Genomic DNA, 22,615 nt, shown 5'->3' on the forward strand with positions numbered 1-22,615 from the left:
GCTTTCCAAGTTGAATTAGCATTGTTCAAATGAAGAACGTTCATTATTTTTAAACCCCAAAAGAAAACGAGCAAATATTCTATTTATGGCGATATTGGGGCGGATTACAAGGGGTCCCACAATATTTGACCACCACCTAGCTTCTTGCCCAGTCAAGAAATTTTCCCAGTTTGAAAAATAATGCGCTCCAATGATTTTTTATAAATAAATTCGTCCACTAGGCAAAAAATATACAACCTTCCCCTGAAGGATAAAGAATATTAAAGTACCATTTAAAGGAACGCCACCCCTCCCCCACCTATTCGTTAAACACAGAACGCGGATACCCGAGACAACTCGAGTATCCGCGTTCTTTATCAAGGACCAGGCCGGGGCTCTAAACCCTCAACCTGCCCCTCACGGCAGAAGCCTTAGTCCAGACCACGACCGTACTCATCCAGCGAAACAGCCATAAAGCCGCCGTTGCCGTAAGTGTACACCTCGTTATCCATCTGGAATGCGCTCTGGTAACCACCGAAAGTGTCCAGAGCCTGCATACGCTCAGCAGTAGCCTGGGCGCTGGGCTCAACCTCAATATCGTTGTAACGTGCCAGACCGGTACCGGCGGGAACCAGCTTACCGATGATCACGTTCTCCTTCAGGCCGAGCAGCGGGTCAGTCTTCGCCTCCATAGCAGCCTGAGTCAGGACGCGGGTGGTCTCCTGGAAGGAGGCCGCCGACAGCCAGGACTCGGTAGCCAGCGAAGCCTTGGTAATACCCATCATTTCCGGACGGCCAGCTGCGGGCTTCTTACCCTCAACCAGTGCCTTACGGTTAGCAGTCTGGAAAGCAATGTTATCAACCAGCTCACCAGGCAGCAGATCGGTATCACCGGACTCAATCACGGTCACGCGACGCAGCATCTGGCGAACAATAACCTCAACGTGCTTGTCGTGGATTTCCACACCCTGCGACTTGTACACGCCCTGAACCTCGCTCACCAGGTGCTTCTGAGCCTCACGAGGACCACGAATACGCAGAACCTCCTTCGGATCAACAGAACCGGTAGCCAGCTGATCGCCAACCTGAACGTGATCGCCGTTCTGCAGCTTAGAAGCTGCACGACGCAGAACAGTGTAGGACTGGGGCTCGGAACCATCGTCCGGGGTCACCACAATCTTGTAGGACTTCTCGGTATCCTCAATAGTCACGCGACCAGACACCTCAGAAATCGGGGCAACACCCTTGGGAGTACGAGCCTCGAACAGCTCCTGAATACGGGGCAGACCCTGAGTAATATCGTCAGCCGAAGCCACACCACCGGTGTGGAAGGTACGCATGGTCAGCTGGGTACCGGGCTCACCAATCGACTGAGCCGCAATAATACCAACAGCCTCACCAATGTCCACCAGAACGTTCGAAGCCATCGAACGGCCGTAGCACAGTGCACACACACCAATAGCGGATTCACAGGTCAGAACCGAACGGACGCGAACATCCTTCACGCCTGCCTTGAAGAGCTTCTCAATGAGCTCATCAGAGACATCGGAACCAGCAGCAGCCAGAACGTTGCCAGCCTCGTCCTTCACGTCAACCGCAAGGGTACGACCGTGAATCGAAGTCTCAACATCCTGGTGCAGACCGCCATCCTCATCAATCAGAGGCAGAACCAAACCGCGGCGAGTGCCACAGTCGTGCTCGCGAACGATAACGTCCTGCGAAACGTCCACCAGACGACGAGTCAGGTAACCCGAGTTAGCGGTACGCAGCGCGGTATCAGCCAGACCCTTACGTGCACCGTGGGTCGCGATGAAGTACTCCAGAACCGACAGGCCCTCACGGTACGAGGACTTAATCGGGCGAGGCATAATCTCACCCTTCGGGTTCGACACCAGACCACGGATACCCGCAATCTGACGGACCTGCATCCAGTTACCACGTGCGCCGGAGGTCACCATACGGTAAATGGTGTTCAGACCACCGTGAGAGCTCAAGTTCTCACGCATAGCCTCTGCAACCACGTCGGTAGCCTCGGTCCAAACCTTAATCAGCTCCTGACGACGCTCTTCGTCATCGATGGTACCGATCTCGAAGTCGTCCTGAATTGCAGCAGCCTGCTTCTCGTAGCGCTCCATAATTGCCGGCTTCTCAGCGGGAGTAGCAATATCGGAAACAGCCACGGTCACGCCCGAACGAGAAGCCCAGTAGAAACCGGAGTTCTTCAGGTTGTCCAGAGCACGAGCCACAACATCCATTGGGTAACGCTCAGCCAGATCGTTAATCAGGCTACCCAGGCCCTTCTTATCTGCCACACCGGAGAACCAGGGGTAATCCTTCGGCAGAGCCTGGTTGAACAGAACCTGACCAACGGTGCAGTCCAGCAGCACGGGGTCGCCAGCCTTGTAACCCTCAGGAGCTTCCCAGCCCTCAGGAGCAACAAACTGGTCACCTTCAAGGCGAATCTTCACCTTGGTGTACAGCTCAATCTCGTGACGATCCATCGCCATCAGAGCCTCAGACACCGAAGAGAATGCGTGACCCTCGTTCTTCTGGCCCTCGCGAGGAGTAGTCAGGTGGTACAGACCAATGATCATATCCTGCGAAGGAACAGCCACAGGGCGGCCATCCGACGGCTTCAGGATGTTGTTCGAGGACAGCATGAGGATACGAGCCTCAGCCTGAGCCTCGGGAGACAGCGGCAGGTGAACTGCCATCTGGTCACCATCGAAGTCAGCGTTGAACGCAGAGCAAACCAGCGGGTGCAGCTGAATAGCCTTACCCTCAACCAGCTTCGGCTCAAACGCCTGAATACCGAGGCGGTGCAGGGTAGGTGCACGGTTCAGCAGAACCGGGTGCTCAGCAATAACCTCTTCCAGAACGTCCCAAACCTGCGGGCGGAAACGCTCAACCATACGCTTAGCGCTCTTAATGTTCTGAGCGTGGCTCAGCTCCACCAGACGCTTCATGACGAAGGGCTTGAACAGCTCCAGAGCCATCTGCTTGGGCAGACCACACTGGTGCATCTGCAGCTGAGGACCAACCACAATCACGGAACGACCCGAGTAGTCAACACGCTTACCGAGCAGGTTCTGACGGAAACGACCCTGCTTACCCTTCAGCATGTCAGACAGAGACTTCAGGGGGCGGTTACCGGGGCCAGTCACCGGGCGACCGCGACGACCGTTATCGAACAGCGAGTCCACAGCTTCCTGCAGCATACGCTTCTCGTTGTTCACGATAATCTCGGGAGCACCCAGCTCCAGCAGACGCTTCAAACGGTTGTTACGGTTAATCACACGACGGTACAGGTCGTTCAGGTCGGAGGTCGCGAAACGGCCACCGTCCAGCTGAACCATCGGGCGCAGTTCCGGCGGAATAACCGGAACAACATCCAGAACCATACCCAACGGGGAGTTATCGGTGGTCAGGAAGGCGTTAACAACCTTCAGACGCTTCAGAGCGCGGGTCTTCTTCTGACCCTTACCGGTCTGAATGATCTCCTTGAGAGCCTCAGCCTCAGCCTCCAGGTCGAAGGACTCCAGACGCTTCTTAATAGCCTCTGCGCCCATCGCGCCCTCAAAGTACAGGCCGTACTTATCAATCATGGAACGGTACAGCGCCTCATCGCCCTCAAGGTCAGCGACCTTCAGGTTCTTGAAGCGATCCCACACGCGCTCCAGGTGCTCAGCCTCACGCTCGTAACGCTTACGCACCGACGCGAGCTGACGCTCAGCGTTATCGCGCAGCTTACGCTTCTCAGCAGCCTTGCCGCCCTCAGCCTCAATACGAGCCAGCTCCGCCTCAACCTCACGGCTAATAGCGTTCACGTCAGCGTTCAGAGCAGCCTCAAGCTCCTGCTTCTCACGGTCGTGAGCAGCCTGCAGCATCGGCAGATCCTCATGACGAGCTTCCTCGTCAACCTTAGTGATCATGTACGCAGCGAAGTAAATGACCTTCTCCAGGTCCTTCGGAGCCAGATCCAGCAGGTAACCCAGGCGGGAAGGAACACCCTTGAAGTACCAAATGTGGGTAACAGGAGCAGCCAGCTCAATGTGACCCATACGCTCACGACGTACCTTAGAGCGGGTCACCTCAACACCACAGCGCTCACACACAATGCCCTTGAAGCGCACGCGCTTGTACTTACCGCAGTAGCACTCCCAGTCCTTGGTGGGGCCGAAGATACGCTCGTCGAAGAGGCCGTCCTTCTCGGGCTTCAGGGTACGGTAGTTGATGGTCTCGGGCTTCTTAACCTCACCAAAGGACCAACGACGGATGTCGTCGGCGGTGGCGAGGCCAATTCGCATCAAACCAAGCGAAGATTCGTTGGACATATCGGTCCTAATCTCTTTCTGTAAGTTTCTGAAGACTTGGGTTAGCGGGCGGGAACCCCACAACGCACGCGAGCGCATGCGGGGTTCCCCACCCTAGAAGGAGGCGGTGCTTATGCCTCGTCGACGGAGCTAGGCTCGTCGTGGGTCAGGCTCACGCCCATATCTTCTGCTGCCCGGAAGCCTTCTTCCTCCGAGTCGCTCATCTCAATAATCTTGCCGTCGGTGGAGAGCACCTCGACGTTCAGGCACAGAGACTGCATTTCCTTGATAAGAACCTTGAAGGATTCGGGGATACCCGGCTCAGGGATGTTCTCGCCCTTCACGATAGCCTCGTAAACCTTCACACGGCCCGCCACGTCATCGGACTTGACGGTCAGGATTTCCTGCAGGGTGTATGCGGCGCCGTATGCCTCCAGCGCCCACACTTCCATCTCACCGAAGCGCTGACCACCGAACTGCGCCTTACCACCCAGGGGCTGCTGGGTAATCATCGAGTACGGACCGGTGGAACGAGCGTGAATCTTGTCATCCACCAGGTGGTGCAGCTTCAGGATGTACTGGTAACCAACCGAAATCGGGTCCGGGAACGGCTCACCGGAACGGCCGTCAATCAGACGTGCCTTACCGGAACGGTTGATCAGACGGTCGCCATCGCGGTTCGGGTTCGAGTGATCCATGAGGTCGAACAGTTCGTCCTCGTGGGCACCGTCGAACACCGGGGTTGCCAGGCGGGTCGGGCCGGATTCCTTCGGGAAGTTCGGCATGTGCTTGAGCCATTCGGGCTCGCCCTCAATCTTCCAACCCTGCTTAGCCAGCCAACCGGTGTGGACTTCCAGAACCTGACCAATGTTCATACGACCGGGCACGCCCAGCGGGTTCAGGATGACATCCACGGGGGTACCGTCTTCCAGGAAGGGCATATCCTCAATCGGCAGAATCTTGGAAATAACACCCTTGTTACCGTGGCGGCCTGCAAGCTTGTCGCCGTCGGTAATCTTACGCTTCTGAGCCACGTACACGCGGACCAGCTGGTTCACGCCCGGGGGCAGATCGTCCTCATCGTTGCTCTCGCGGTCGAAGATGCGGATACCGATGACGGTACCGGACTCGCCGTGAGGAACCTTCAGGGAGGTGTCGCGAACCTCGCGAGACTTCTCGCCGAAGATTGCGCGCAGCAGGCGCTCCTCGGGGGTCAGCTCGGTCTCGCCCTTGGGGGTGACCTTACCGACGAGGATGTCGCCAGCCTCAACCTCAGCACCGATGTGGATGATGCCGCGCTCGTCCAGAGCCGAGAGAACATCCTCGGACACGTTCGGAATGTCGCGGGTAATCTCCTCGGGGCCCAGCTTGGTGTCGCGGGCGTCAATCTCGTGCTCCTCAATGTGAATCGAGGTCAGCACGTCCTCAGAAACCATACGCTGGGAGAGGATAATCGCATCCTCGTAGTTCAGACCTTCCCACGGCATGTATGCCACGAGCAGGTTCTTACCCAGTGCCAGCTCGCCGCCGTCGGTGGAGGGGCCGTCAGCGATAACGTCGCGGTATTCGACGCGCTGGCCTTCCTTCACCACAACGCGCTGGTTGTAGCAGTTACCCGGGTTCGAACGGGAGAACTTCATGATCGGGTAGGTGGAGACAGAGCCGTCGTCGTTACGGACGATAACGGTCTTAGCGTCCACGGAGGAAACCACACCGGGCTTCTTCGCGAGCACAGAGTCACCGGAGTCCAGTGCTGCGTACTTCTCCATACCGGTACCGACCACGGGAGCCTCAGACTCCAGCAGGGGCACAGCCTGACGCTGCATGTTAGCACCCATCAGTGCTCGGTTAGCGTCGTCGTGCTCCAGGTAAGGAATCAGGGCGGTAGCCACAGACACCATCTGGCGCGGGGAGACGTCCATGTACTGAACGGCGCCGGGAGCAACCAGAACAGCTTCGCCAGAACCATCGCCCGCACGGCAGAGAACCTCGTTCTCAGCGAAGGTGCGGTCAGCGTTCAGCGGTGCGTTTGCCTGTGCGATAACAACAGACTTCTCGTCGTCAGCAGTCAGGTAGCGGACCTCATCGGTCACGCGGCCATCAGTCACCACGCGGTAGGGGGTCTCAATGAAACCGAAGGAGTTGATGCGACCGTAGGTTGCCAGCGAACCAATCAGACCAATGTTCGGGCCTTCAGGGGTTTCAATGGGGCACATACGACCGTAGTGCGAGGGGTGGACGTCTCGAACTTCCATGCCTGCACGGTCACGGGACAGACCGCCCGGGCCCAGTGCGGACAGACGACGCTTGTGGGTCAGACCTGCCAGCGGGTTGTTCTGGTCCATGAACTGCGACAGCTGAGAAGTACCGAAAAACTCCTTGATAGCCGCCACGACGGGGCGGATGTTCACCAGGGACTGCGGGGTGATAGCGTCCACGTCCTGGGTGGTCATGCGCTCGCGAACCACGCGCTCCATACGGGACAGACCGGTACGGATCTGGTTCTCAATCAGCTCGCCCACGGTGCGGATACGACGGTTACCGAAGTGGTCGATGTCGTCGATATCAATCTTGAGGGAGATCTCCTCGCCGTCACGGACGCCGGGGATGCTGGTCTCGCCTGCGTGCAGAGCGCAGAGGTAACGAATCATCTGAGCGATGTCGTCCTGGCTCAGAACGGAAGCCTCGGGAGAATCCATGGGAACGTCCACACCGAGCTTACGGTTCAGCTTGTAACGGCCAACCTTCGCCAGGTCGTAGCGACGCGGGGTGAAGTACATGTTGTCCAGCAGAGCCTGGGCAGCTTCAACCGTCGGGGGTTCACCCGGACGCAGCTTGCGGTAGATGTCCAGCAGAGCCTCGTCGCGGTCCTTGACGGAGTCCTTCTCCAGGGTTGCGCGGATGGAGTCGTACTGACCGAACTCAGCCAGGATCTTGGACTCGGTCCAGCCCAGAGCCTTCAGCAGAACAGTCACGGACTGCTTACGCTTGCGGTCCAGACGCACGCCAACCTGGTCGCGCTTATCAATCTCAAGCTCGAACCATGCACCGCGGGAAGGAATCACGCGGGCAGAGTAAATGTCCTTATCGGAGGTACGGTCCGGAGCCTTCTCGAAGTAAGCACCGGGGGAACGCACCAGCTGAGAAACGACCACACGCTCAGTACCGTTAATAACGAAGGTACCGGCCTCGGTCATCAGGGGGAAGTCACCCATGAACAGGGTCTGCTGCTTGACCTCGCCGGTAGCGAGGTTCATGAATTCAGCCTTAATGTACAGCGGAGCCGAGTAGGTTGCGTCACGGTCCTTGCACTCCTCAACAGAGTACTTGGGGTCAGCAAACTCAGGCTCAGAGAAGGAGAGCTGCATAGTCTCCTGGAAGTCACGAATCGGGGAGATTTCTTCAAAAATCTCAGCCAGACCGGACTGAGCGGGGACAGAAGTGTCACCAGCAGCCTGCGCCTTCTCCAGACGCTCCGCCCAGCGCTCGTTACCAACGAGGCGGTCGAAGCTATCGGTCTGGATAGCAAGCAGGTTGGGAACCTTCAGCGGTTCGTTAATCTTCGCGAATGAAATTCGGCGCGAGACGTTCTCTGCGCCGTTAGCGGCGTCATGGTTAGAGGTGCTCGAAGCGACCAAAATGGGGATCCTTCCACAGACATGTCTGTTAGCAATCAGCCTCCCGGCGACATTACCGGCGACACGACAACCTCAGCCCCCGAATAAAACGGTGCTCGAAGCTATAGAGTCGGACGGAAAAACGTCACCTTCAGCCCGTGCCCACCGCTATATGAAGGCACAAAGGTTAGGGAAAGCGTAAATACTAACGATACAGGAAGAAAGCCCTTCTGTCTACCACACCCTCATCAGGAGTGCAAACCTGCCGCAGCGTGCACCTAGCATTCCACCACATTCACAGCCAAACCACCCATGGACGTCTCCTTATAACGGTGAGACATATCCAAACCGGTCTGACGCATCGTCTCAATCACCTGATCCAACGACACACGGTGCGTACCATCACCACGCAACGCCATACGAGCCGCCGTCACAGCATTCGACGCAGCCATCGCATTACGCTCAATACACGGAATCTGCACCAAACCACCCACCGGGTCACACGTCAGACCCAGGTTGTGTTCCATCGCAATCTCAGCCGCATTCTCGACCTGCTCGGGAGTACCACCCATCACCTGCGCCAAACCAGCAGCAGCCATCGAGGAGGCACTGCCCACCTCACCCTGGCAACCCACCTCAGCACCAGAAATCGACGCGCGCTTCTTATACAGCACACCCACAGCAGCAGACGCCAAGAAGAAATCAACAACCGCCTGATCACGAGCAGCCTGACCGCAATGGCGGATACCCTGCGTGTAATTCATCGCGTAATGCAGCACCGCAGGAATAATACCCGCAGCACCATTCGTCGGAGCAGTCACCACACGACCACCAAAAGCGTTCTCCTCATTGACCGCCAAAGCAATCAGGTTCACCCAGTCAATAGCGAACTCAGGAGACTTCGAAGGATCCTCCACCATCAAATCACGATGCCACGCACCCGCACGGCAACGCACCTTCAGAGGCCCCGGCAAATAACCCACACGCGCCAGAGAAGAGCCAATGCACTCCTTCATCACACGGTAGATATGCAAGATGCCATCACGGACCTCCTGCTCCGAACGCAGAGAACATTCATTCGTCATCTTCAACTGCGCAATCGACAGACCAGACTCATTCGCCATCTCCAGCAGCTCAGTAGCCGAACCAAACGGATACGGAGGGTTCATCAGTGACGCACCGCCGGTCGCCTCCTCATCACCCTCAACAATGAATCCACCACCAATCGAATAGTAAGTGCGCTCCAACAGCAGCTGCTCACCCGCAAACGCCGCAATCTTCATACCGTTCGTATGGCGCGGAAGAACCGTCAATGGACGCAGAGTCATATCCAGCTCACGGTAATTCACCACCGGGCCGTACACCTTCTGCTCCTCACCACCGGGCGCAGTCACACCGTACGCAGAGGACGGATAACCAGCAAGCGGCAAAGTACCATCCACGCTATTGCGCTCAATCATCGCCTCAGAATCAGCAATATTGATCGTCTCAGGCACAAAACCGCACAGACCCTTCAACGCCGCGCTCATCGTGCCGTGACCGGCACCCGTAGCCGCCAACGAACCATAAAGATCCACGTGCACACCCGTCACACGATTCAGCAGGCCCTCATCAATCAGCTCCGCCACAAAACGATTCGAAGCACGCATCGGACCGACCGTATGCGAGCTCGAAGGACCCACGCCAATGCTGAACATCTCAAAAACACTGATGTCATACGGCAGAGCCTCTGCCTTCTTCTGCACGCTACTGGGCGCGCTCTGGTTAATAGCCACGTTCTGTCCTTCAAATAAAAATGTCTGTGCACCGCACCAAAAGATACGCGCCCCTCAACGGAGGAACCACACATCAATCTGCGGTCTATAAGTGCGGACAATCACCCTTGACTGGCCGCTCTAATCCTAACGCACTTCAGAACCAGCACAAACTAAGGCTCAGAACACCTCGCGCTCTCCCCCACCGTTCAATGCCCACCTCACGGCGCAGAAAAGGCGCCGTGCCCACACAGGACACGACGCCTCTACCCTACAGATTACCTGCAGAAAAACTCTTACTTCTCACGCTTGTAGAACGGCAGAGCCACAACATCAAACGGAGCACGCTTACCGCGGATATCAACATCCACAGTAGAACCAACCTCAGAGAATTCACGGTTCACCAGCGCCATAGCAATCGGGAAGCCCAGAGTCGGGGAAGGAATACCGGAGGTAACCTCACCAATCTCATTGCCCTCAGCATCCACCAGCTTAGAACCGGCACGAGCAGGACGCTTCGCCTGAGCCTTCAAACCAACCAGGATGCGCTTCGACTCGCTCTTAGCCAGCTCAGTCAGAGCCTCACGACCAACGAAGTCAGCCGCCTTCTTCTCCAGAGCAATCTCGACCAGACGGCCCAGACCGGACTCAAACGGAGTAATCTCAAGACCCAGCTCATGACCGTACAGCGGCATACCAGCCTCAAGACGCAGGGAGTCACGAGAGGCCAGGCCGGCAGGAATCATACCGAAAGGCTCACCAGCAGCAGCCAGCTTATCCCACAGCTCAACAGCGTTCTCATTCGGAACGAACAGCTCGAAGCCGTCCTCACCGGTGTAACCGGTACGAGCCAGCAGAACATCAACACCGGCAACAGTCAGCGGCACCGAAGCGTAGTACTTCAGCTCGCGGACAGCCTCCTCATCAGAAACACCAGCAGCCAGCAGAATCTCCTCAGCACGAGGACCCTGAACAGCCACCAGAGAAGTCTGATCCGACTCATTCACAAACTCAACGTTAAAATCGCCCAGGCGCTCGCTCATCGCCGCGAAGTCAGTGTCAATGTTCGAAGCGTTCGGAACGACCATGAATTCCTCATCGCCCAGACGGTAAGTAATCAGGTCGTCAATCACGCCGCCCTTATCGTTGACCAGGATCGAGTACTTCGCCTTACCAACCTTCAGAACGGACATGTTCGACACCAGAGCGTAATCCAGGAACGCACCCGCATCCGGGCCGGTCACACGGAACTCACCCATGTGAGACAGGTCGAAAATACCGGCACGAGTACGGACAGCCTCGTGCTCAGCAACGTCGTTAGCATACTTCAGGGGCATATCCCAGCCACCAAAGTCGGTGAAAGAAGCGCCCAGCTTCTCGTGAACCGGGTACAGGGAGGTCTTCTTGGGGGACATTAGGTTCTCCTCACGCACAGCCTTGTGCTGTTATCGTTCAATCGTCGTAGATTTAGTTCACCCCCACAGACACGAGATACGCTGCGGAGGCGACCCCCACCCGCCCCCAGAAACCTGAGGACGGGTGAGGCAGGTAGACCGCTACAGCCTACCCAGGAGCGTTACAGGCTCCTTATGCTTCCAGGTCGAAAGCCTCCATCGGGGGGCATTCGCACACGAAGTTACGGTCACCGCCAGCGCCATCAATACGACCCACCGAGGTGAAGTACTTGTTAGCGCGCAGGCTCGGGACAGGGAAAGCTGCCTGAGTACGGCTGTAGGGGCGATCCCACTCATCAGCGCTCACCACATCAACGGTGTGCGGTGCGTTGCGCAGAACCGAATCATCCACAGCGACCTTGCCCTCAGCCACCTCGATAATCTCGTCGTAGATGGTCTCCATTGCCTCAATGAAGCGGTCCAGCTCTTCCTTCGACTCAGACTCAGTCGGCTCAACCATCAGGGTGCCCGGAACCGGGAACGCCAGAGTCGGAGCGTGGAAGCCGAAGTCCATCAGACGCTTGCAGACGTCCTCAGCAGTCACGTGAGACTGATCGGTCAGCTGACGCAGGTCCAGGATGCACTCGTGAGCGACCAGACCGCCGGGGCCGGTGTACAGCACCGGGTACTTGTCGTTGAGCTTCTTCGCAATGTAGTTAGCGTTCAGCACCGCGTACTGCGAAGAGTCCTTCAGACCCTGAGCACCAGTCATCGCAATGTACATCCAGCTAATCGGCAGAACACCGGCAGAACCGAAGAACGCCTGAGAAATCGGCAGTGCAGCATCGTTGGGGAGCTTACCTTCAGCATCAGCGCGGTATGCGTCGCCGGGCAGGAACTTCGCCAGGTGCTCACGAACAGCCAGCGGGCCAACACCGGGGCCGCCACCACCGTGAGGAATGGAGAAGGTCTTGTGCAGGTTCAGGTGCGAAACGTCGCCGCCGAACTTACCGGGCTGAGCGAAGCCCATCTGAGCGTTCAGGTTCGCGCCATCCAGGTACACCTGGCCGCCAGCCTCGTGAACCAGCTGGCAAACCTCAGCAACCTGCTCCTCAAACACACCGTGAGTGGAAGGGTAGGTAATCATGATGCCGGCAACCTTGGGGCCGTACTTCTCAATCTTTGCCTTCAGGTCGTCAACATCAATCGAACCGTCAGCCGCAGTTGCCACACCGGCAACCTTCAGACCAGCCAGAGCAGCAGATGCCGCGTTGGTGCCGTGAGCAGACAGCGGAATCAGGACGGTATCGCGCTCGTGGTCACCGTTAGCCTCATGGAAGGAACGGATAGCGCGCAGACCAGCGTACTCACCGGTCGCACCCGAGTTCGGCTGCAGCGAGATAGCATCGTAACCGGTAATAGCAACCAGCCACTCGCTCAAATCCTTAATCAGCTCGTGCCAGCCCTCTGCCTGGTCCTCCGGGACCAGCGGGTGGATGTTCGCGAACTCAGGCCAGGAGATGGGCTCCATCTCAGCGGCCGCGTTCAGCTTCATGGTGCACGAACCCAGCGGAATCATGGTGCGGTCAAGTGCCAGGTCCTTATCAGCGAGGTGACGCAGGTAGCGCATCATCTCGGTCTCGGAGCGGTACTTGTGGAAAATCGGGTGCTGCATGTACTCATCGGTACGCAGCAGCTCAGCGGGCAGATCGTACTGTGCATCTGCCTCACCCAGGGTGCCGCCCAGAGCCTCAACCAGGCCCTTGAGCAGCTCCTCACCATGAGACTCACCCACGGAAATACCAACACGGTTCTCGTCGAAGCGGCGGATGTTCACGCCAGCTTCCAGAGCCTTCGCAACCAGCTCGTCAGCACGGCCAGCAGCCTCCACCACAACGGTGTCGAAGAAAGTATCGTGGGCGATACCGTAGCCCGCAGCCTTCAGCGCGGTAGCAACACGAGCGGCGTTGGTGTGCAGGCGGTTCGCGATAGCGCGCAGGCCCTCAGGACCGTGGTACATCGCGTAAGCGCCAGCAACAATCGCCAGCAGAGCCTGAGCAGTACAAATATTGGAAGTAGCCTTCTCACGGCGGATGTGCTGCTCACGAGTCTGCAGAGCCAGACGGTAAGCAGGCTTACCGGCAGAGTCCTTAGAAACACCCACCAGACGGCCAGGCATGGTACGCTCCATACCCTTGTGAACAGCCATGTACGCAGCGTGGGGGCCACCGAAGAAGAAAGGCAGACCGAAACGCTGAGTATTACCCACAGCGATATCAGCGCCCAGCTCACCAGGGGACTTCAGCAGGGTCAGAGCCAGCAGGTCAGCAGCAACGGTAACCAGAGCGTTACGCTCCTTAGCAGCCTTAATCAACGGCTCAATATCGCGGATATCGCCTTCATTGCCGGGGTACGCCAGGATGACACCGTACAGGTCACCCTCGGGCAGACCCTCAGAGAAATCAGTAATCACGAAAGGAATGCCGAGCATCTCTGCACGTCCACGAGTCACCGAAATAACCTGAGGCAGGCAACGGGAGTCAATAGCGAAGAAGCCGTTCTTCACCTTGCGGTTTGCACGGTGCATCATGACAGCTGCTTCAGCCACTGCGGACGCCTCATCCAGCAGGGAGGAGTTTGCAATCTCCAGGCCGGTCAGCTCCATCACGGTGTTCTGGAAGTTCAGCAGAGCCTCCAGGCGGCCCTGAGAAATCTCAGCCTGGTACGGGGTGTAAGAAGTGTAGAAACCGGGGTTTTCCAGAATGTTACGGCGCAGAACCGCGGGAGTTACAGCGTCATAGTATCCGGCACCAATCATCTGGGCGAGAACCTTATTCTTCGCAGCGTAGCCGGCAATCTTTGCCTGAGCCTCATGCTCCGACAGCGGAGCAGGCAGCTGCAATTCGCCGTCAAGGCGAATCTGGGAGGGGACGACAGCGTCCATCAGCGCATCCAGGGAAGAGTATCCCAGGGTTTCGAGCATCTGCTCTGCGTCTGCGGAACGGGGGCCGAGATGACGATCAATAAAGGACATAGGATTCTCCTATTGGTCGGCGCAAACCGTAGAGGGGTCACGTCGCGCTATTGCGACGAGTCGAACACTTTAAAGTGTCCCACATCTCCACAAAGTTTCGCCAGCTTTACCAACATTCGACATGCCCAAACATCAAACTCTTCTGCCCCGCCAAAGCCCACCCCTGTTAGAGGACAAAACAGCAGAAAAGCACAAAGTCCGGCTCGTTCCCTCCGAAGAGAAAACGAGCCGGACTCAGTCAAAGCAAACTTCATATACACCCTGCAGAAGGATGTACTAGAAGACCCTACTTAGCGTGGTTAGGCTTGCCACCGTGCGGCACGAGGAATGCCGACAGGAAGGCGAGGAACGCGGTCACGGCCAGCAGCATCAGACCGATGAAGTAGTTGTTCTCAGCCTGGTTGTAGGTTGCACCCATCACCAGCGGCGGGAAGAAACCACCCAGAGCGCCAGCAGCAGCAACCACACCGGACACCGCACCAACGTTCTTCGGATCAGCCGCACGAGCCACCCAGCCGAAGACCGAGCCGTGGCCCAGACCCAGAAGAGCAGCCATCAGGATGAAAACAGCACCATACACGTGCTCAGCATCAGGCTGGAACGCGGTAATAACTGCCAGGATCACCACACCACCCAGGGAGATGAGGGTGATAATCTTCGGACCGAACTTATCAGCCAGCACACCACCGAAGGGACGAGCAATCACGGCAGCAGCCGCGAAGCCAGCCGCACGCATACCAGCGTCGTTAGCGTTGAAGTTGTAGATGTTGCTCAGGTAAGTGGGCAGGTAGTTCGAGAATGCCACGAACGCACCGAACACAACAGCGTAGAGGAAGCACAGCTGCCAAGTGGTCTTCACCTTGAATGCCTGAACAATCTTCGGCATCAGCGGAGTAACCTCACGGCCGATGGTTGCCGGAGAATCCTTCAAGAAGAAGAAAGAGATAGCAGCGGTTACAGCACAGATAACAGCAATCAGAACGTGAGTCTGGAAGTAACCAATACCCTGCACCAGGCGGGGGGTAGCGAATGCAGAAATTGCAGTACCCACCATGCCGGCACCGAACACACCGGTCGCAAAACCCTTCTTGGAAGCGTCATACCATGCGGAACTGAAGGGAATACCCACAGCGAACACGGTACCCGCAATACCCAGGAAGAACGCCACAACAAGCAGCATGGGCAGCGAGTTCATCTGACCAGCAACACCAACCAGGAAGACCAGGGGTGCGCTAATCGCCAGAACAGCGGTGAACATAATACGACCACCGTAGCGGTCAGTCAGACCACCAACGGGAATACGGCCGATAGCGCCGATGAAAATCGGCATAGCAACCAGAAGGCTGGTCATACCAGCGTCCAGGTGCATCTGCTTTGCGTACATCTTCGCCAGCGGGCCAACGATGGTCCATGCCCAGAAACCAATGGTCGAGATGAACGTTGCCAGCAGAACGTTACGGAGCTGACCATTCTTCAGGTCGTAGCTCGGTGCAACAGGGGTGCTCATATTTCCTCTTTTGCAATATGGATATGTGTATTAGCGGTCGGCGCGCTCACGCGGGAGAGTACCTACCGGATCCCAACCTCGACGTGCACCAACACGCTGGCCGCCACGAGAGCGGTACACGGTGTAGGGGCGGAAGAGGTAGTGCAGGGGCACAGTCAGTGCGTGCACCAGGCGGGTAAAGGGCCAAATGATGAACAGAACCATAGCCACCACGATGTGAATCTTGAAAGCCACGGGAATATTCACCATCAAAGCTACCTCAGGGTGGAAGTAGAACAGCGAACGGAACCACACAGAAATGGTCTCACGGTAGTTGAAGTGAACCTCGTGACCATTCACCGGAGGCAAACCGCCCGAGGGGTTCACTGCCGAAATCAGAGTAGCCGCAGTACCGGCGAGAATCACCAGAACCAAAACGACATACATGAAAACGTCATTACGAGTGGTAGCCGAACGCACACGAGAGTTCGAAACACGGCGACCAATCAGAACGAACATACCAACAATGGTTGCGACCGCAGCAACAGAACCGCCGACCAGCGCCACAATGTGGTAAGTGTCATCCGAAACGACCAGGTCGGTGAATGCCTTAGGCACCACCAGACCACCAACGTGGCCAAGGAAAACGGCCGCAAGACCGTAATGGAACAGGGGCGAAGCGATGCGCAACAGCTTCGATTCATAGACCTGGGACGAGCGGGTAGTCCATCCGAACTGGTCAGTACGGTAACGCCAGATGGTGCCACCAATCAGAATGACCAGTGCAACATAGGGCAGAACGCCCCACAGCAGGATGTCAACAATACCCGGATCGGCTACAGCCTGTGCAGCATGTCCTGCGTTCTCAGAAGCAAGTACGTACACGTGTTGTCTCCTCACAAGGGATAAAACTAGTTAGAACGAGCCGAAGCCTGCTGGAGCAGCTGATGATCAGCGTAGCCATTCAGGCCAACAGTCTCGACGGGAGGGCCGTAGCCAGCCATCTTCTGGACCTCCTCCTGAGTCTCCGGAGAGACGCCAGGAAGGGTATCGCAGATGCTCTGCAACAACCCGTAGTGGGGCAGATTTCCGTCCTTCATGGACAGACGAAGAAGCTCAAGGGACGGACGGTACGCCTGCAAAGCGGAACGGCCCTTACGGCGATCCACCAACGCACAGAACTCCAGCACCAGCGGCAGGTAGTCCGGAAGCTCACCATTCAAAACGGTCAACATACCGGAGTCGCGGTACATCTGCTTAAAACGCAGAAGAGTCTCACCACGGCGGCGGGTATCGCCATCGGTCCAGTAGGACAGATGCAGAGAATGACGACGCGAAAGGTCGTACTCCTGCACGTACTCGGACTGCACATCCTCCAGGTCCTTAGAAGTCAGCCACTGTTGAACCGCATCAACGGCAGCAATGAAAGCCTCATCCTGGGTGGAAGCGGTAATCTCCACCAGTTCAGGCAGAACCTTCAGAGTCTCCTCATCGGGGTAGCCCAGGAGCATACCGCTCACCTGGTAAATCACCGAGTCCTTATCCTCGCCGGGACCGTAATCGATATCAAACGGGTTCTCCGGCTGAGCCGGCTCCGAGACAGTAGCCTCGGAACCGGCCTTGCCCATGAGCTTGGAAAAGAATCCAGCCACTTATTACTTCTTTCCGGTGGTATTCGGGAAGAGGCCGTCAGGACGGGAAGAACCATCCCAGCTGAACAAGCTGACCTTGTTGTTAGCCTCGTAGACACCGGTAGACACGGGGGTCGGGCGACCCTCCATGTCGTTGAACGCATCGCCGTACATGCCGGGTCCGCCATCCACGCTCAGGGAGCAGCCCATTTCCTCAAGGTTGTGGGCGTCTTCCATGTGAGCCTTCGGAATGACGTAACGCTCGTTGTACTTAGCGATAGCCATCAGGCGGTACATCTCGTACACCTGCTGACCAGTCATGCCAACTGCCTGAGCAATCTCCTCGTTGCCTTCGCCACCGAGGTTGATGTCACGCATGTACGAACGCATCGCAGCCAGGCGGCGCAGAACGTTAGTAACAACCTCAGTGTCACCAGCGGTGAACAACTCAGCCAGGTACTCAACCGGAATACGGAGAGACTCAATAGCGCCGAACAGGTTGTTGCTGTTCTCTGCATCGTGGCCCTGTTCCTTGAGCAGGTCAACAATCGGAGACAGCGGCGGCACGTACCAAACCATCGGCATGGTGCGGTACTCGGGGTGCAGGGGCAGAGCCACCTTCCACTCCTTCGCCAGCTTGTATACGGGCGACTTCTGAGCTGCAGTAATCCACGCATCGGGGATGTCGTTCTTACGAGCCTGCTCAATCACAGCCGGATCCGAAGGATCAAGCATCAGCGACAGCTGAGCCTCGTAGAGGTCCTTCTCATCCTCAACCGAAGCAGCCTCAGTCACGCGGTCTGCATCGTAGAGGAAGATACCGATGTAGCGCATACGACCAACACAGGTCTCAGCACACACGGTCGGAATACCAGCCTCAATACGGGGGTAGCAGAAGGTACACTTCTCAGCCTTACCCGTCTTGTGGTTGAAGTACACCTTCTTGTAGGGGCAACCGGTGATGCACTGACGCCAACCGCGGCAACGGTCCTGGTCAACCAGAACGATACCGTCCTCAGCGCGCTTGTAGATAGCGCCGGAGGGGCAAGAAGCCATGCAGGAGGGGTTCAAGCAGTGCTCACAAATACGAGGCAGGTAGAACATGAAGGTCTGCTCGAACTCGAACTTAATCTTGTCCTCAGCCTTCTTGCGAACCTTCTCAACCAGCGGGTCCAGGTGACCGTACTCGGTCGCACCAGCCAGGTTGTCGTCCCAGTTCATACCCCACTCGACCTTGGTGTCCTCACCGGTGATGAGGGAGACCGGCTTAGCAGCCGGGAAGTCATCACCCAGAGGAGCACTGGTCAGGTTCTGGTAATCGTAGGTCCAGGGCTCGTAGTAGTCGTTCAGCTCGGGCTGAATCGGGGAAGCAAAGATCGTGAAGAGCTTCTGGAAGCGGTTACCGCTCTTGAGCTCCAGACGACCGCGCTTGTTCAGCACCCAGCCGCCCTTCCACTTCTCCTGATCCTCGTAACGGCGGGGGTAACCCTGGCCGGGACGAGTCTCAACGTTGTTGAACCAGACGTACTCGGTACCGGCTCGGTTCGTCCATGCCTGCTTACAGGTCACGGAGCAGGTGTGGCAGCCGATGCACTTATCGAGCGCCATCACCATAGCAACTTGTGCCATAACGCGCATTAGAAAGTTACCTCCTGGGACTTACGGCGACGGATGTACGAGACGATGTCTCGCTGGTTACCGGTCGGTCCAAGATAGTTGAAGGCGAACGCCTGGTGAGCGTAGCCACCAATCATGTGGGTGGGCTTCAGAAGAATACGGGTCACCGAGTTGTGAATACCACCGCGCTTACCGGTGACTTCAGACTTCGGGCTAACCATACGCTCCTGAGCGTGGTAGACGTAGCAAACGCCCTCGGGCATACGGTGCGAAACAACCGCACGGCCGACGAAGACACCATTGGTGTTCACACACTCAATCCACTCGCCATCCTTGACGCCAATCTTCTCAGCGTCCTGCGGGCTCATCCATGCAGTCGGACCGCCACGGAACATGCTCAGCATGTAGTGGTTATCGAAGTACTGCGAGTGAATTGCCCACTTGTTGTGCGGGGTCAGGTAGCGAACAGCAACCGAAACACCATCGGTAGTACCGAGCTCAGGCTCGTTGTACAGGCCGGTCATATCCAGCGGCGGACGGTAAATCGGCAGAGCCTCGCCCATTTCGTGCATCCAGTCGTGGTCGAGGAAGAAGTGCATACGGCCGGTCAGGGTGTGGAACGGCTTCTTCTTCTCGATGTTGACGGTGAACGGAGCGTAACGGCGACCACCGGTCTCCGAACCGGACCACTCGGGGGAGGTCATCACGGGCTGCGGTGCGGCCTGGGTCATAGGGAAGGTGATACGACGTTCCTCGTTACCTTCTGCCAGGTCCATCAGGTGCAGACCGGTCTGCTTCTCAAGCTCCTTGAAGCCCTTGACAGCGACCTCACCGTTGGAGGTACCGGAAATCATGAGGATTGCTTCAGAAATCTTCACGTCGGTATCCAGTGCCGGACGGCCTGCGCCCTTACCGGAGTCCATCACGCCGAATTCCTTAGCCATCTTCGCGACTTCGTCCTTCAGGTCGTAAGTGATGAACTTGGTGGTTGCACCGAGCTTATCGAACAGCGGGCCAACGGTGGTGTACATGTCGTACAGTGCGCCGTAGTCGCGCTCGACGGTGACGAAGTTCGGCATGTTCTTGCCGGGTACGCCCACCATACCGGGGGTGTTCTTCCAGTCGGGTGCGTGACCGCCGGGCTGAGCAATCTGGCCGGGGGTGTCGTGCAACAGCGGGACCGAAACGATGTCCTTACGGACGCCGAGGTGCTTCTTAGCCAGGCGGCTGAACTCAAACGCCAGTGCCTTGAAGGTCTCGTGGTCGGTCTTTGCCTCCCACGGCGGGTCAATTGCCGGGGAGAACGCGTGCAGGAACGGGTGCATATCGGTCGAGGAGATATCGTGCTTCTCGTACCAGGTAGCAGTCGGCAGAACGATGTCAGACAGCAGGGTCGTGGAGGTCATACGGAAGTCCGAGGTGACCAGCAGATCCAGCTTGCCCTGAGGCGCGTCCTCAACCCACTTCACTTCGTTCGGCAGCTTCTCCGAGTCGGAGCCCTGGACGTTGTCCATGCTACCGACCAGGTGCTTCAGGAAGTAGCTCTCACCCTTAGCGGAGGAACCGAACAGGTTCGAACGCCACAGGGTCAGGGTACGAGGCCAGTTGACGGGGTTGTCAACGTCCTCAACGGAGAACTCCAGGTCACCGGAGTTCAGGCGCTGTGCAATGTAGTCCGCGTTCGAGGAAGCCTCGCCGCGTGCCACTGCCTGCTCTGCCTTGTCTGCCAGATCCAGCGAGTTCTCGGGGAACTGCGGGTAGAACGGCATCCAGCCCATACGGGTAGAACGTGCCACAACGTCAGCAGTGTGAACGTCGCGCAGCTCGCCCTTAGCCAGCGGGGACTGCAGGTAGTCGGTGGAGTATGCGTCCTGACGGAACTGGTCAGTGTGCATGTACCAGAAGCCGGTACCGATCATGTGACGCGGCGGGCGGCTCCAGTCCAGAGCGTTCGCAATGTTGGTCAGACCGGTCAGCGGACGTGCCTTCTCCTGGCCCACGTAGTGAGCCCAACCGCCACCGTTGCGACCCTGGCAACCGGTCAGGTTCAGCAGAGCGAGGATAGCGCGGTAGGTGGTGTCAGCGTGGTACCACTGGCAGATACCTGCACCGAAGATGACCATGGAGCGGCCGCCGGAATCCAGGGCGCTCTTGGCGAACTCGCGGGCAACGCGAATAACAGCCTCGGCGGGGACAGAAGTAATCTGCTCCTGCCATGCCGGGGTGTTCTGAACGTTCCAGTCCTCGTAGTCCTTAGCCCAGGTACCGGGCAGACCCTCACGACCCACACCGTACTGTGCCAGCATGATATCGAAGACGGTAGTAACTTCGTGACCATCAACGTAGGTTACGGGCACGCCGCGGGTAATGACGTCGCCGTGGCCCTTCGGGTTGTCGAAGGTCGGCATCTTGATCTCTGCAGCTGCAGTCTGGCCCTGAGGCAGGTCGCGAATCGACAGAATCGGCTTACGACCCTGCAGGTCCAGGTTCCACTTGCCCTGGTCTTCCTGAGCGTAACGGTGACCCATGGTGCCGTTGGGCACGAAGACCTCGCCGGTCTCGCGGTCCATCAGGACGGGCTTGAAGTCAGCGTTCGGCTGCTCAGCCTCGCCAGCGAGCTTAGCTGCAGTCAGGAACTTGGAGGGAACCTTAATGCCGTCTTCACGGGTTTCCAGGGTGACCAGGAAGGGAAGGTCGGTGTAGGTCAGGGAGAAGTCCTCGAAGAACTCGACACGCTGGTCGACGTAGTTCTCCTTAAGGATGACGTGGCCCATAGCCATTGCCAGCGCTGCGTCGGTACCTGCCTGTGCGGGCAGCCACTCGTCAGCGAACTTGGTGTTGTCGGCGTAGTCGGGGCTCACGGTGACAACCTTGGTACCGCGGTAGCGGACCTCGGAGACCCAGTGGGCATCCGGGGTACGGGTCAGCGGAACGTTTGCACCCCACATGATGAGGTATGCAGCGTCCCACCAGTCACCGGACTCGGGAACGTCAGTCTGGTCACCGAAGACCTGCGGGGAAGCCACGGGGAGGTCGGCGTACCAGTCGTAGAAGCTGGTCATCACGCCACCCATCAGTTGGATGTAGCGAACACCCGCGCTGAAGGAGACCATGGACATTGCCGGAATCGGGGTGAAGCCGGTGTTGCGGTCGGGACCGTAGTACTTAATGGTGTGCACGTGAGCAGCAGCCATCAGCTCGAGAGCCTCAGCCCAGGTCGAGCGCACCAGACCACCCTTACCACGTGCGTTAACGTAGCGTGCACGCTTGGCGGGGTCGGACACGATGGAGTGGAAGGCGTCCACGGGATCGTTGTGGATTGCCTTCGCTTCGCGGTACATCTCCAGCAGGAGACCGCGAACGTAGGGGTACTTAACGCGAGTGGGAGAGTAGGTGTACCACGAGAATGCTGCACCGCGGGGGCAGCCGCGGGGCTCGTACTCGGGGCGGTCGGGACCAACCGAGGGGTAATCGGTTTCCTGTGCTTCCCAGGTGATAATGCCATCCTTGACATACACCTTCCAGGAGCAGGAGCCGGTGCAGTTCACGCCGTGGGTAGAGCGAACTTCCTTATCGTGGCTCCAACGGTCGCGGTAGAAGGCGTCACCTTCACGGCCGCCTTCACGGAAGACGGCGCGGCCGTCTTCAGTCTCATCCCAGCGGGAGAAGAACTTACCGAACTTAATCAGCTGATCGGTAAGGGGGCCGTCCGGGCCCTTAATCTGTGATGCTTGTTCCATACTGCCCAATATATCGGAAATTTGGCATGGAAAATACGAGATAAAAACCT

At 57.6% G+C, this 22,615-nt stretch carries 10 protein-coding genes; all 10 read right to left on the minus strand.

Going from position 1 to position 22,615, the window contains the following annotated elements:
* Nucleotides 1–410: 410 nt before the first annotated feature.
* The 10 genes from HMPREF2879_RS03995 to HMPREF2879_RS04040 all read right to left on the minus strand — a co-directional run bounded on the left by HMPREF2879_RS03995 (nucleotide 411) and on the right by HMPREF2879_RS04040 (nucleotide 22,565).
* Entirely contained in the window at nucleotides 411–4,313 is a 3,903-nt protein-coding gene (locus tag HMPREF2879_RS03995; RefSeq protein ID WP_049353347.1) for a DNA-directed RNA polymerase subunit beta', read from the minus strand.
* 110 nt (nucleotides 4,314–4,423) lie between these two features.
* Nucleotides 4,424–7,930, minus strand: a complete 3,507-nt coding sequence (rpoB, locus tag HMPREF2879_RS04000) for a DNA-directed RNA polymerase subunit beta (protein WP_070634865.1) — start codon at nucleotides 7,928–7,930, stop codon at nucleotides 4,424–4,426.
* A 257-nt stretch (nucleotides 7,931–8,187) separates the two neighbouring features.
* Nucleotides 8,188–9,684, minus strand: a complete 1,497-nt coding sequence (locus tag HMPREF2879_RS04005; protein ID WP_053087935.1) for an L-serine ammonia-lyase — start codon at nucleotides 9,682–9,684, stop codon at nucleotides 8,188–8,190.
* Between the two features lie 275 nt (nucleotides 9,685–9,959).
* Entirely contained in the window at nucleotides 9,960–11,078 is a 1,119-nt protein-coding gene (gcvT, locus tag HMPREF2879_RS04010; RefSeq protein WP_070634866.1) for a glycine cleavage system aminomethyltransferase GcvT, read from the minus strand.
* Nucleotides 11,079–11,250: 172 nt separating this feature from the next.
* Entirely contained in the window at nucleotides 11,251–14,091 is a 2,841-nt protein-coding gene (gene gcvP, locus HMPREF2879_RS04015; RefSeq protein ID WP_049356342.1) for an aminomethyl-transferring glycine dehydrogenase, read from the minus strand.
* A 286-nt stretch (nucleotides 14,092–14,377) separates the two neighbouring features.
* On the minus strand, nucleotides 14,378–15,598 hold the full coding sequence (locus HMPREF2879_RS04020; RefSeq protein WP_049347292.1) for an MFS transporter: 1,221 nt from the start codon (nucleotides 15,596–15,598) through the stop codon (nucleotides 14,378–14,380).
* A 30-nt stretch (nucleotides 15,599–15,628) separates the two neighbouring features.
* Entirely contained in the window at nucleotides 15,629–16,462 is an 834-nt protein-coding gene (gene narI, locus HMPREF2879_RS04025; RefSeq protein ID WP_049347293.1) for a respiratory nitrate reductase subunit gamma, read from the minus strand.
* Between the two features lie 26 nt (nucleotides 16,463–16,488).
* The gene (gene narJ / locus HMPREF2879_RS04030) at nucleotides 16,489–17,229 is read right to left on the minus strand and encodes a nitrate reductase molybdenum cofactor assembly chaperone (RefSeq protein ID WP_070634867.1); all 741 of its coding nucleotides are present in this window, start codon (nucleotides 17,227–17,229) and stop codon (nucleotides 16,489–16,491) included.
* Nucleotides 17,230–17,232: 3 nt separating this feature from the next.
* Nucleotides 17,233–18,846, minus strand: coding sequence for a nitrate reductase subunit beta (gene narH / locus HMPREF2879_RS04035; RefSeq protein WP_005504921.1), 1,614 nt, complete (start codon nucleotides 18,844–18,846; stop codon nucleotides 17,233–17,235).
* Nucleotides 18,846–22,565, minus strand: a complete 3,720-nt coding sequence (locus tag HMPREF2879_RS04040; protein ID WP_070634868.1) for a nitrate reductase subunit alpha — start codon at nucleotides 22,563–22,565, stop codon at nucleotides 18,846–18,848. The genes narH and HMPREF2879_RS04040 overlap by 1 nt, the downstream gene beginning before the upstream one ends.
* Nucleotides 22,566–22,615: the final 50 nt, after the last annotated feature.

It is taken from the genome of Rothia sp. HMSC069C04 (assembly GCF_001812895.1).
Taxonomy (GTDB): Bacteria; Actinomycetota; Actinomycetes; order Actinomycetales; family Micrococcaceae; genus Rothia.

Excerpts from the sequence above, each read along its gene's own strand:
- HMPREF2879_RS03995 (WP_049353347.1), bottom strand. The coding sequence starts at position 4,313 with ATGTCCAACGAATCTTCGCTTGGTTTGATGCGAATTGGCCTCGCCACC.
- HMPREF2879_RS04020 (WP_049347292.1), bottom strand. The coding sequence starts at position 15,598 with ATGAGCACCCCTGTTGCACCGAGCTACGACCTGAAGAATGGTCAGCTC.
- HMPREF2879_RS04040 (WP_070634868.1), bottom strand. The coding sequence starts at position 22,565 with ATGGAACAAGCATCACAGATTAAGGGCCCGGACGGCCCCCTTACCGAT.
- gcvP (WP_049356342.1), bottom strand. The coding sequence starts at position 14,091 with ATGTCCTTTATTGATCGTCATCTCGGCCCCCGTTCCGCAGACGCAGAG.
- narH (WP_005504921.1), bottom strand. The coding sequence starts at position 18,846 with ATGCGCGTTATGGCACAAGTTGCTATGGTGATGGCGCTCGATAAGTGC.
- gcvT (WP_070634866.1), bottom strand. The coding sequence starts at position 11,078 with ATGTCCCCCAAGAAGACCTCCCTGTACCCGGTTCACGAGAAGCTGGGC.